8 protein-coding genes and 1 pseudogene are annotated in these 12418 nt (G+C 63.5%); 1 reads left to right on the top strand and 8 read right to left on the bottom strand.

Going from position 1 to position 12418, the window contains the following annotated elements; genetic code table 11:
- Nucleotides 1-118, top strand: a 118-nt coding sequence (locus AB5S05_RS22295) for a hypothetical protein (RefSeq protein WP_438943601.1), incomplete at its 5' end; no start/stop codon positions are given.
- A gap of 364 nt (nt 119-482) precedes the next feature.
- On the opposite strand, the gene AB5S05_RS21195 is transcribed toward AB5S05_RS22295, so the two are convergent.
- From AB5S05_RS21195 to AB5S05_RS22290, 8 genes and pseudogenes are all read right to left on the bottom strand, one after another.
- The gene (locus AB5S05_RS21195; protein ID WP_369289495.1) at nt 483-1241 is read right to left on the bottom strand and encodes a substrate-binding periplasmic protein; all 759 of its coding nucleotides are present in this window, start codon (nt 1239-1241) and stop codon (nt 483-485) included.
- A gap of 458 nt (nt 1242-1699) precedes the next feature.
- The gene (locus AB5S05_RS21190; RefSeq protein WP_438943603.1) at nt 1700-4135 is read right to left on the bottom strand and encodes an efflux RND transporter permease subunit; all 2436 of its coding nucleotides are present in this window, start codon (nt 4133-4135) and stop codon (nt 1700-1702) included.
- A 30-nt stretch (nt 4136-4165) separates the two neighbouring features.
- Nucleotides 4166-5236: a WD40/YVTN/BNR-like repeat-containing protein gene (locus AB5S05_RS21185; RefSeq protein WP_369289494.1), complete on the bottom strand. Its 1071-nt coding sequence runs from the start codon at nt 5234-5236 to the stop codon at nt 4166-4168.
- Nucleotides 5237-5386: 150 nt separating this feature from the next.
- Nucleotides 5387-6745, bottom strand: coding sequence for a DUF1329 domain-containing protein (locus AB5S05_RS21180; RefSeq protein ID WP_369289493.1), 1359 nt, complete (start codon nt 6743-6745; stop codon nt 5387-5389).
- Nucleotides 6746-6781: 36 nt separating this feature from the next.
- Nucleotides 6782-8695 carry a DUF1302 domain-containing protein gene (locus tag AB5S05_RS21175; protein WP_369289492.1) on the bottom strand — a complete coding sequence of 638 codons (1914 nt, stop codon included), beginning with the start codon at nt 8693-8695 and terminating at the stop codon, nt 6782-6784.
- Between the two features lie 143 nt (nt 8696-8838).
- Nucleotides 8839-9405 carry an RBBP9/YdeN family alpha/beta hydrolase gene (locus AB5S05_RS21170; protein WP_369289491.1) on the bottom strand — a complete coding sequence of 189 codons (567 nt, stop codon included), beginning with the start codon at nt 9403-9405 and terminating at the stop codon, nt 8839-8841.
- Between the two features lie 1286 nt (nt 9406-10691).
- Entirely contained in the window at nt 10692-11756 is a 1065-nt protein-coding gene (locus tag AB5S05_RS21165) for a methyl-accepting chemotaxis protein (RefSeq protein ID WP_438943604.1), read from the bottom strand.
- A gap of 174 nt (nt 11757-11930) precedes the next feature.
- Nucleotides 11931-12257 (bottom strand): annotated as a pseudogene (locus tag AB5S05_RS22290) (PAS domain-containing protein); the annotation flags it as partial.
- Between the last annotated feature and the right edge of the window lie 161 nt (nt 12258-12418).

Raw genomic sequence — 12418 nt, 5'->3', positions numbered from 1 at the left:
CTACGCGAAGGACATCGACAGCATGGCTGCCGACGTCTACCGCTACCTGTCCTTCGACCAGATCGCCGAGTTCCGCGAAGCGGCTGCCAACGCCCAGATCCCGGTCGTTCAAGCCTAAGCGTTACCCCGCGTGAAGAAGAGCCCCGCCCAGTGCGGGGCTTTTTCGTTGCCTATGTCCCAATGGGTTGTTGCGATAGCTGGCAGGTCAAAGCACTGCTCCTGTAGGAGCCAGGGAAACCTAGCCCTTGCTGGCGATGCTTTTAGCTGTGAGCGCGCTATCTAACAAGAGTCACCTAGCGTGAAAGCCGCGCAGCGACGACTTCTTATGTCCCTCGGGGAGTCGGCGGCGTGAAACGCCGGATGAGGCAGACGGCCATGCCGCGAAGGCATTCGTCATTCGGAGCACCTCTCGTGAAATAGTCGCTAACACGGTCGAAAGGCGCCGAACATGCTCGAAGTTGAAGATTTCCGCGCCGGCAGCCTCACTCCTCGCCCACCGCCTCTGGGGACGAGCCGACTTGCCACAACGGCCTGAGCGTTGGTCCTGTCGCACGGCGCAGCACGCCAATCTCGTTCCAGATGGCCTCGACCTGGCGACTGTTGCGCTGGTACAGCTGTCGCCCCACCGCCAGAAAGATCGGCGCCTCGCCCAACGGCGCCGGCAACACCTCGAACCGCCCGCGGAATTCCGGCTCGGCGAGCAGCAGCTCGACCTGGTAGTCATGGTCTATCGCCAGGCTGCCACGCCCCCGAAGCAACATGTGCGCCAGCTGCGTGGACGTTCTCGCCGTGTCGACGCCGGAAACGCCCAAGCCCTCGAGCAGCACCTTGAGGGTGGTGCGCCCCGACAGATAGAGCACCGGCCTACCCAATCCGCTGAAAACCCTGCCATCCCAAGCGGCCGCGCCGCCCGAAAGACGGTAGACAACCAGCCGGGTGATGCCCACGGCGCGCTGTGGATCCGCCTGCCCGAGACGTTGTGGGAAAGCCATGAAGTCCAGGTATTCAGGGTTAGCGGCGACACCGGCGATGGCACCGAAGATACCCTGTTCCACGCCCGCGAGGCAGCGGCGCCAGGGCAAGGCCACGAATTCCAGCTGCCAGCCCTGGCGTTCGACGGCCTGCCGGATCAGCCGCTGGCTGTTCCCTTCGCGGTTTGGAAAAGTGAAGGGAGGAAAGGCCTCATCGCTGATGCAGACCTCCAGCGATGCGGCCTGAACAGGGATGGCCAGGCAGGCCAACTGGCACAACAGGCCGACAAGGCGCCCGAGCGCGCCAAGACGGTTGCCCCCCCTCTCACCGGGGTGGCATCTCAGACCGAAGCCACTACTCACACCCACCTTGAATACCTATCTAGCGTGAAAGTCGCGAAGCGACGATCGCCTCTTGCCCTTCTCCCTTCGGGAGTCGGCTCCTGCTCCTGCAAATGCTCCCGGTATTTTTCCCACATCCCTCATTCGTGGAGTCGCCGGCGGGATTGCCGCATTCGCCCCACTCCTGTGGGTGAAGGTGGCGCGAAGCTCCGGATGGGGGAGCCAGGCATGCCGCGAAGGCTTCCATCATTCGGGGCGCCTCTCGCGGCATACCCGCTAACGGAAGAAAGGAACAGTATTCGGCGCGGGCACAGTCAACAGCGCAGCCGCCACACCGTTTACGCGCATCTGGACCCCGCCCTTGCTGGGGCGGGGACAACGCTGGCTCAGACTTTATGCTTGGGCAACAGGAAGTACGACAGCGCGGGGATCAGGATAAGCGCACCGAGCATGTTCCACAGGAACATGAAAGTCAGCAGGATGCCCATGTCGGCCTGGAACTTGATCGGCGACCAGGCCCAAGTGATCACGCCGGCGGCCAGGGTGATACCGACCAGGCCCACCACCCGACCGGTGAAGGCCACCGCGTTCTTGTAGGCCGCCGCCAGCGGCAGGCCCTGGCGCTGGAAGTGCAACTGCACGCTGAGCAGGTACAGCGCATAGTCGATACCGATGCCCACGCCGAGGGCGATCACCGGCAGGGTCGCGACCTTGACGCCGATGCCCATGTACACCATCAGCGCCTCGCACAGGATCGATGTGAGCACCAGCGGCAGCACCGCCACCACGGCCGCGCGCCAGCTGCGGAAGGCGATCAGGCAGAACAGGATTACCGCCGTGTACACGTAAAGCAGCATGGTGCGGTTGGCCTCGCGCACCACGATGTTGGTCGCAGCCTCGATCCCGGCGCTGCCGGCGGCCAGCAGGAACTGGCGCTCCTCAGTGCTATTTTCCGCGACGAAACGCTCGGCGATGGCCACCACCTCATCGAGGGTCTCCGCCTTGTGGTCGGCCAGGTAGGCGATCACCGGCATCAGCGAGCAGTCGGTGTTGAACAGCTCCGGGGCATTGACCGAGGCCTGCTGCGCCGCGTAGTTGAGCATGTCCTGGTTGCGCTGGATGCTGTTCAGCTTGGGGTTGCCCTCGAACGAGCCGGCAGTGATTTGACGCACCGCATTGACCAGCGACACCGTGGTCTGCACCTGTGGATGCTGCTGCAGCTCCCAGGCCAGGCGGTCGGCGAGCACCAGGGTCTGGTAGTTCAGACAGCCTTCCGGCCCGGTCTTGATCATCACCGCGAACATATCGCTGGACAGCGCGTAATGGCTGGTGATGTAGGCGTTGTCGCGGTTGTAGCGTGAGTCCTCGCGCAGCTCCGGCGCGCCGCTGTCGAGGTCGCCGATCTTCAGTTGCAGGCTGACCATGAAGCCGCCCAAGCCCAGCAGCGCCCCGACCAGCACCGCCCCGGTCGCCCACTTGGGGGTGGTGAAGCGGTCGAGCAGATCCCACAGCTTGCCCAGGCCACGATGCTGGATGGCGTGGACATCGATAATCATCGCACGCTTGGCGGCCGATGGACTGACGCCAACATAGGACAGCGCCACCGGCATCATCAGCAGGGTGGTGAAGATCAGCACGGCCACGCCGATGCTGGCCGTGATGGCCAGGTCCTGAATCACCGGGATGTCGATCAGCATCAGCACGGCGAAACCTACCGCGTCGGACAGCAGCGCGGTGACCCCCGCGATGAACAGACGGCGGAAGGTATAGCGCGCCGCCACCAGTTTGTGGGTGCCCTGGGCGATGTCCTGCATGATGCCATTCATCTTCTGCGAGGAATGCGATACGCCGATGGCGAAGATCAGGAAGGGCACCAGGATCGAGTAGGGGTCGATGGCATAGCCCAGCCAGGCGACGATGCCCAGCTGCCAGACTACCGCCATCAGCGAACAGCCGATCACCAGCAGGGTGCTGCGCAGACAGCGGGTGTACAGCAGGATGATGAGGAAGGCGCTGAGCACGGCGATGGCGAAAAACATCATCACCTGGATCAGGCCATCGATCAGGTCGCCGACCAGCTTGGCGAAGCCAATCACGCGGATCTTGATCTTGCCCTGGCCTTCCTCGTCGGCCTGGCGGACGCTGCTGCCGGCGAACTCGTAGCGGTCGCGCAGCTTCTCCTCGAGCACCCGGGCGAATTGGTGGTAGTCGATGCCCTGACCGGTGGCCGAGTCCTTGTCGAGCAGCGGCACGATCAGCATGCTCGACTTGAAGTCGCTGGCCACCAGGCTGCCGACGATGCCGGCGCGGGTGATGTTCTGCCGCAGCAGCTCGATGTCCGCCGGCGTGCCGCTATAGTTGTCGGGCATCACCGCGCCGCCCTGGAAGCCCTCCTCGGTGACTTCGGTCCAGCGCACCGCCGGGCTCCACAGCGACTTCATCCAGGCACGGTCGACGCCAGGGGTGAGGAACAGCTCATCGCTGACCTGCTTGAGCACCTCCAGGTACTCGGGGTCGAAGATGTCGCCCTCGGTGTTCTCCACCACCACCCGCACCGAGTTGCCCAGACCGCGCAGCGAGGCGCGGTTCTCCAGGTAGTTCTGGATGTAGGGCTGGCTCTGCGGAATCATCTTCTCGAAGCTGGGGCGCATTTCCAGGCGGGTCACGGCCATGTAGCCGAGCAGCAGGGTGATCACGGCCATGAACAGGACAAACAGCGGACGGTGGTTGAACACCAGGCGTTCCAGCAGGTTGCCTGTGCGCGGGTCGAACTCACGCAAGTGGCAGATCACCGGCATGGTGTCTTGTTGGATTGTGCCCATGTCAGGGTACTCGCTCTTCTAATTCTTTCGTTATTCGACCGGCAGGGCGCGCACGCCACGGCCACCGACCAGCACCAGGGCGCCATTGGCGGCCAGGGTGGCGCCGGCCACCGGCGACTGCCCGGCCTGCGGCAGCAACTGCAGGACGGCGCCATTGCCGGCCCGGAGCATGTGCCCGGCCTGGGTGAACAGCAGGTAATCGCCCTGGGCATCCAGCACGGCGGCGGTGATGCTGACCTCCAGGCCGCTGTCCAGTTGCTGCCAGCTCTGGCCAGCGTCGCGGCTGCGGAACACATGGCCGCGCAGGCCGTAGACCAGCAGCTCGCCGGGCCGGCCGATGACGCCGAAGAAGCTGCCCTGATACGGCGTCTCGACGGCGACGAAGCGCTCCTGCGCGGCGTCCCACTTGCGCAACAGGCCCTGCTCGCCGGCGAGATACAGCCCATCGCCGGTCCAGGCGATGGCGTTGAGGTGCAGGCCCTGGGGGTTGTCGGTGCGGTCCTGCAGCGGTGTCCAGCTCCGGCCGCCGTCGACGGTGGCGAGGATCAGGTTGAATACGCCGACCGCATAGCCACGCTTGGCGTCGGCGAACCAGACGTCGAGGAACGGCTTGTCGGCGCCCTCCTCGACCAAGCGCTGGCCTTCGGCGGCGAGCAGCGGCCAGTCTTCGTTGGCCGGCTCGGCACTGGCCAGGGCGCCGTAATGCTCGACCAGCAGGGCGCCGATGTCACGGCCATCGAGCTGCTTGCTCCAGTTGGCGCCGGCATCGCTGCTGTGCAGGATCACGCCGTCATTGCCGACCGCCCAGCCCTGCTCGGCGGTGGAAAAATGCACGGCATTGAGGTCGGAGCTGACCGGCACGGCGGCCTGCTGCCAGGACTGGCCGGCATCATCGGAATAGAGAATGTGGCCGCGATGGCCAACAGTGACCAGACGCTCGCCCGCACGGGTTACGTCCAGCAAGGGGCTGCGTACAGCCAAGCCGCTCGGCTTGGCCGGCAGATCCAGCACGTCAACGTAGCTGGTCGCCTGTGCGATGCCCTGGAGCAGTACGAGCACGAGGCCGAACGCCAGTTGCACATACCTATCGAAAGAACACATACCGCGTCCTCTTGGAAAAACTGCGCCGGCGCTGCACGTGAATGCAACTGCCGCAAAATCGGCGGTCCCGGGCCCGGTCAACGCCAGGCTGGTGTCCCTTGTCGCTACGCGAGGGCAGCGACAAGGACCGGGACGCATGTTGTCGCGGGTTTAACGGATACCGGCACCAGCCAGGGCTTCCGGGGACCATTGCGCCTTGGACAGAGGCTCGATGTACTTGATACCGCCGTAGGGGCCCACCACTCCATTGACGTTGTAGCTGCCGCCGATCAGATCGTAGATCACATGCGGAGCGGTATTCGGCGTGGCGACATCGTAGCTCTGAGTAAGGAAGCTGTAGGAGCCACGGTACAGCTGACCGCGGGCGTCATACTCGTCGGAAGCCAGAGCATTCCAGGTGTCTTCGTCCAGATAGAAGCGACGCTTGTGATAGATGTGTCGAGCATCGGGCTTGAGCGTGCCCTCGACCACCCACACACGGTGTTTCTCCCAGCGCACCAACTCTGGATTCAGGTGGTTCGGCGTGGTCAGCGACTTGGCGTCCTTCACGTAGGTCAGTGCATAGGTGTTGTAGGGCACGATCATTTCCCGCTTGCCCACCAACTTCCAGTCGTAGCGGTCCAAGGCACCGTTGAAGACGTAGATGTCGTCATAAGTACCGGAGCCGGCGGTGCCCGGGTTAGGCGTGTCATAGGCCAGGTTCGGCGCCAGCTTCACCCGACGCACGCCAGGCAGGTACTGCCAGGCGCGACGCGGTTGCACCAGCGGGTTGGCCGAGTCCTTGAGCATCAGCGACTCGCCGGCGCGACGGGCCGGACCGCTGTAATACAGTTTGGTCTGAAAGTAGATGTCCTTGGCCTCAATGACCTTGTTCAGATCCTCGTAGATCGGGAAAGCGTTGAACGCGGTGCCGGTCGTGGCCAGGGTCGGGGTGCCGGCGGAGTCGACGTTCCAAGAGTCGTACTTGGTGCTGTAGGCCACCCCCTGATAACGCAGCAGGTGGTTCCACATCGCCTCGGCACCCGATTGCGGGATCGGGAACGGGATGCCCGGCAGCGCGTTCTCGATGGCATTACCGCCTTCGAGCGACTGGGCACCCGTGGCGTTCTTCACCGTGTTGTCCAGCAGCGCCTGCGGCATGGTCGCGGTACGGTGGGTCGGGTAGACATCGACGCGAAAGCTGGGGAAGCGCTGGGTCAGTTCTGCGGTAACCGCGGTGAGCTGGTCCTTGTACTGCGCCACATTCTTGCCGTCGATCACCAGCACGGGCTTTTCACCGGCAAAGGGATCGGGACGTTCGCTGTCGCCTGGCTTGAAGCCGGCCGGCGCAGTGGTCAGGCCACCGTCGAAGGCCGGAATGGAACCATCTGCGTTGCCAGCCATCTCGGCGCCGACCAGAGTCAGCGACTGGCCGAGCTTGGCCGCTTCCTGCGCCGACACGGCCGCCTGGGCCTGGCCGGTGATGACGGCCGCCAGGGAGGCGGCCAGCACGCTTTGGAAAAGTTTCATCTCAACTCTCTCCGCTTAATTGTTGTAGTGCGAGGATCAGAAGGTGGTTTTGAAGGTTAGGTAAACGGCCGCACGGTCTTCGGTGGCACCCGCGCCAGAGAAGGACGAGTAGCCACCGGCGTAGCAGGTGTAGCGCTGAGCGCCGTCGAGGGCATTCGGCGTCGCGCCATCGTTGGCGCCGTCAGCGCACTTGCTGGCTTTACCGAAGGCATCGACGTACTTGAGATCGACGTAGTAGCGGTTGTAGATCGCAGCTCCCAGGCCGACTGCGTAGGTACCGGTATCTTCCGCGCCGCCGGCTACCACCGGCGACACGCCGTCGATACCGAAGTTGACCGACATTGGTGCACTCAAGTCGACACCCGGAAACACCTGGTACCAGGTCGGGGTGAAGTTGACTGCCACGCCCCAGTTGTCGCGAGTCGGTTTGTCGATACCGTGGTAGCTGTCTTGTCCCTTGTACAGCGCCTCGTTCTTGCTATCGAGGCTCAGCAGGTTGCTGTAGTACAGCTCGCCCAACAGGGTGGCTGAATCGAACAGCGGGGTATCGCCGATGGCAACCAGGCCATTGACGGTCCAGTGCAGGGTGTCACCGGTGGCGCTCATACTGTCGCCATCGCGCGGTACATCGGTGATCACGCCGGTGGCGAGGTCTCGTGCGGGCAATGCCCCGAGGCCAGCCTGCAAACCGCCAGGGCCGGTGGCGCTGATGATCGCCGGGATGCTCGCCAGCGGCATGTTGTGGCGTATGTTGAGGTCGCTGCCGACGCTGACGCCGCCAAACTCCTTGGACAGGCTCAGACCATAGATGTCGATGTCATCGCCATAGGCGAAGGAATAGGAGGTGGTGGCAATCGAGTCGCGCAGCCCGGGAATGCCACCGGCCAGCGATAAGCCCCGGGTATCCAGGACGGCCTGCGGCAGAATGTCCGAAGTGTTGCGATAGTAGAGACCGAGGGTTCCATCCAGCCATTCGGGCGACCACTTGGCCATGATGCCCCAGTCGCCGCGGTCGTCAGGGGTATAGTCATGGCCGCGCCGAACCGTGGTCAGGGTGCCATTGGGGCCGGCCAGACCTGGCCCGCCGGTGTGCCCCAGGAGGAAGGATTGCGCCCCGAACCCGACCACGTCCGAGCCGGAGTAGTAAGTGCCGGCCTCGGGCAGGCGGGCGGCATCCCACTTGAAGAAATATTGAGCGCCGAGGGTCAGTTCCTGGTTGACGGTAAAACTGGCGGAAAGTTGATTGCGCGGGATGAACAGTTCCTTGGCTTCGGTGCCAGGAGAACCAGACAGTTTGGCCAGGTCCAGACCAGCCTGGCCATAGCTCACCGAGTGCACCGGACTGAGGATGGTCTCGCCCCAAAACACGTTGTGCTGGCCGGCCTTGACGCTGAACAAGGATTCCTCACCGACCTCGGTGCTGTAGAACAGGAAGGCATCGAGAATCTCGCCGGACGGGCCACTGTAGTAGCGCTGGGCGTAGTTGCTCAGATGCGCGCTGCCAAAAATGGCCGGGGCTGCCGGGTTGCCGCCCCAGCCGGCGATCGACGAGTAGTCGCCATTGCCGTTGACGAACGGATTGGAGCTGGAACCGGTGTTGTCGTAGGCCTTGTCGTACCAGCTCGCCGCGCTGACGCGGAAGCCCATCGCCCGCTGATAAACCACGTCCAGCTCGGTCAACAGGTCGACGCGATTGGTGATGTTGGTACCGGACTTGCGGAAGTTGTAGTCGCCGTCATTGTTGTTCGGCGTGCCCAGCAGGCGCTTGTCGGCGCTCTCGGCACGCACGCCATAGTTGTACTTGAGGGTGTTGTCGAAGCGGACGTTCCAGTCTTCGCTGCCGGTATCGACTTCGAATGCATGGGCCACCGGTATGCTGGCGGCGAGGATGGCCGAGGCCAGCAGGCTGCGGCGCAAGGGGTTGACGCTGGAACTCTTATTGTTGTGCATTGCGTTGTCTCCGCTTGTTGAGTTTGTTGGGCCCTAACAACTGCCTTCATTCCGTATAGCAGCCCCGCAGTCCTTGCGTGCCGGTAATGATCCGCCGCCCTTCCCCGGTCCGCGGCACGACCCAAAGAGAGTCGCTCGGTCGTTCAGCGATCCAGCTGACGAATGAAGTCCTCGGCCCGGGGCCATTCGCCGAAGCCCGAAGCAGGATTCAGATGACCGACGTCACCCAGGTTGACCAGTTGGCTGCCCCACTCCGCGGCCATTCGAGTAGCGACGGTGAAGCTGGCCAGGTAGTCGTTGGTGCTGGCGGCGAGGATGCTGGGGAACGGCAGCTTGCCCTTGGGCAACGGATCCCAGCCGTTTTCGCGCAAGCTCTCGGGGCTTGGGTATCCTGCCGGCCAGCTGCCGTCGAGATCAGGCGGTGCGACCAGCAGTGCACCCTTGATTGGCCGCTGGTGAAGATTTGCCCAGTGCACCAGCATCAGTACTCCGGCACTGTGCCCGACCAGGATCACCGGGCCGTCGATCTGTTCCAATACCTGCTGAATAGCCTCGACCCGGGCCGCCAAACTGAGTTTGTTCTCCTCCAGCGGAGGCACCGCATGCACCTTGCCCAGGCGAGCCTGTAGCAACGTCTGCCAGTGCTCGGGCACATGCTCGCGCAGGCCAGGGACGATCAGCACGGTGGCATTGGTGTGCAGTTGTTCCACGTCTCTCTCCTTGCAGTCGTTAGGTGGTCGAACGAACCGTTCGGCGCACTTGTAGAGCAGACAGTAAAGCCCCCCTCCACTAACGGCTTCACATTTAACGTCAGCAACTTTTCATTTGATGACATCTGATGACGCGTTCGATCCCAGCCTGTTTTCGCCGGCTGGGTCCCTCCCGATGCGCCTAGCGTTAGCGCGTCAGGAGTACCCGCCACTGCGGGTCTTCGGGCAACTGGCGGACAATGTGGTTCAGTTCGGGAACAGGGCGCAGAAACTAGGGAGGCCAACAGTTTCCGCGGGTATTACACAAGCTCGTCTTCAGCGACATACAACAGCCGGCGCAGCTCACGCTGTCGGCGCGTCTCGAATCAGAGGGGGCGTCGCCTCACCACAGCGGCAACCACCCAGCCACGTAGCAAGTGCTACAGATTGGCTGCTTCATCGGGCGCGTCCTGCCGCTCCAACCAAGGATTGGCCATATGGGTCTGCATCTCCAGGTAGCAATGCCCCACCACCAAGCCCAAGCGGTGACCGGCCAGCTCATCTGGCTGCAGGCGAGCTCCAGCGCTCTCGGCGCGCGATACCAGCAGATAGGCATCGTTGATGAACGCCTCACTCCATAGGAACCGCTGTCCACAGGGGGGGACATGCAGGATTGGCACCCAGTACCAGGCCGGGCAACTTGTCCTAGGTCAGGAGTCGATCCAGGCGCCGCCATGGAATCAGCCTGACTTCAAAGTGCCCGCCTGACAGAATGCCCGGCGCAGGCGCTCGACGCCGTGCGACGTATCTGCCATTTGCTCGCGCATTTCACATTGAAACAAGCGTAGACAGTTGCCGCCCGCCACCTTCGCCCGAGACATGGCCAGCCCCACGTCATTGAGTAGTTGATCCACCCCGCGACTCGTCCCTGAGTAAAGGCTAATGCCCAGGCTAGCCTCCCCCGCATGGTCCACCCATGTAAGCGGAAGGTTGCCATCATCAACGACAAGAAGTGCTCTCCCAGCTGCCGTGGTCTCTGCTCGGCAACACCTACGTGGGCAGTGACCAAAAGCCCACCAGCACCGCCATAGGCCACCTCAGCGCACTCGCGCAATGCGCCCTTGAGGCGCCCCGCCACCTCCAGCGGCCGTGTATCGCCGACCTGCTACCCGTGGCAATCATTTATCTGCTTGAGGCCACCGAGGTCGATGAGAATTACTACCAGGACGTCGCCTGCGGCCTTGGCTAGCTGCGTGACGCTCCTCTGCAGGCACTCGCGCCTGTCACTGCGGCTCATGTCCTCGGCCTCAGATGTTGAAGCGATCAACTAGCACGTGCAACGCGCCAGCGGTGGACTCCAGGTCGCGCCCCAGCTGAGAGGAACGCACGGTGATGTCAGCGTTGCGCTCGGCGGCCAGGGAGACGTTGCTGATTTGCCGGGCGATATCCTCGGCTACCTGGGTCTGCTGCTCGGCGGCGGCGGCCATCTGCTCGGCCATCTGCTGGATCCCCCCTACCGCCGTGTTGATGCCCTCCAGCGCCTGTTCGGTCTCGACTACGCGCTGTACCCCGGCCCGCGCCTCTTCACTGCCCTGGCGGGCGATGCCCACCGCCTGTCCGGCCACCGCCTGCAACGCACCGATGATGCGCTGGATCGCCTCGGTGGACTCGCGGGTCTTACCGGCAAGGGCTCGCACCTCGTCGGCCACCACGGCGAAACCACGCCCCTGCTCGCCTGCGCGCGCCGCCTCGATAGCGGCGTTGAGAGCCAGCAGGTTGGTCTGCTCGGCAATTGCCTGGATCATATTGGCTGCCTGCTGGATCGACTGGGTTTGCGCCGCCAATCCGTCAACCGAGTCGCTGATGCCTTCCACCGTGTCGGCCAGGGTCTCGATCACTCGCCTGGTTTCGCGCGCCTGGCTTGCGCCTTTGGCCGACAATTGGCTGACCTCTCCGGCGCTTTGTGCGGTGGCCTGTACATGGCCGCTGACCTGGCCAATGGACGCCGCCATCTGGTGCATGGCGGTGGCAGCCATATCTGTCTCGACTTGCTGTGCTTGCAGCGCCGCTTCGGCCTGCTGGACTAGCTGACCGTTGCGTTTGGCCAGTTGCGCAGTCTGGTCGGCGTAATCGCCGAGGCGGGTCAGCGCGGTTTTGATCCGTGCCCCTTCGCTGATCAGGGCCAGTTGCAGGCGGGCCACGGCACCACTTTCATCGCTGTAGGTACGCGCGACCAGCTCGCTGTCGAAGGCCAGAGGCGAGGCCTGACCAACCTTGGTCAGGGCACGTCGGACGAAGCGCAACGAAAGGGCAGCCTGGGCCGCGAACAGCGTCAGCGCCATGCCCAAGGCCAGGCTCGACCACCCTTGCATCAGCAACACCGGGCCAATCAAGGCTGCCAACAACGGCAGTAGCAGGAAACGCCCGAGGACCCTCAACCGCTCACCTGCAGAAGTCGCAGGTTTGCCCGCGTTCAAGCGTGCATAGAGGGCGGTGGCGCGGCGCACCTGGGCGGCATCCGGACGCACCTGTACCGACTCGTAACCGACCACCTGGCCGTCCTGGCGGATCGGCGAAACATAGGCTCCGACCCAGTAGTGGTCGCCGTTGCGGCAGCGGTTCTTGACGATGCCCATCCAGTTCTTGCCGGCCTGCAGGTGTTCCCACATGTGGGCAAACACCTCGGCGGGCATGTCCGGGTCCCGCACGATGTTATGCGGACTCCCGATCAGTTGCTCGCGGCTGAAACCGCTGACCGAAACGAACTCGTCGTTGCAGTAGGTGAGGATGCCACGTTCGTCTGTGGCGGAGATCAGCCTATGCTCCGCGGGAAAGCTATGTTCATTACGGGTGACCGGCTGCTCGACACGCATCATCATTCCTCAGCACCTCACAGAATCGGGCCGGCCGCGCGAGCGAGGCGATAACCCAGTAGTTGGCTAGAAATCTTAGGAGCAGCCCTACCCGGCGACTTGCCATAATGTGTCAGACACTTTTCATTTCATGACTAAGCCAGTATAAGAAGGCCTGCTCC

Origin of the sequence: Pseudomonas zhanjiangensis (assembly GCF_041027545.1) — a bacterium.
Lineage (GTDB): Bacteria > Pseudomonadota > Gammaproteobacteria > Pseudomonadales > Pseudomonadaceae > Aquipseudomonas > Aquipseudomonas zhanjiangensis.
The sequence above is the reverse complement of the archived record's forward strand: the minus strand, read 5'-3'. Positions and strand labels throughout refer to the sequence as shown.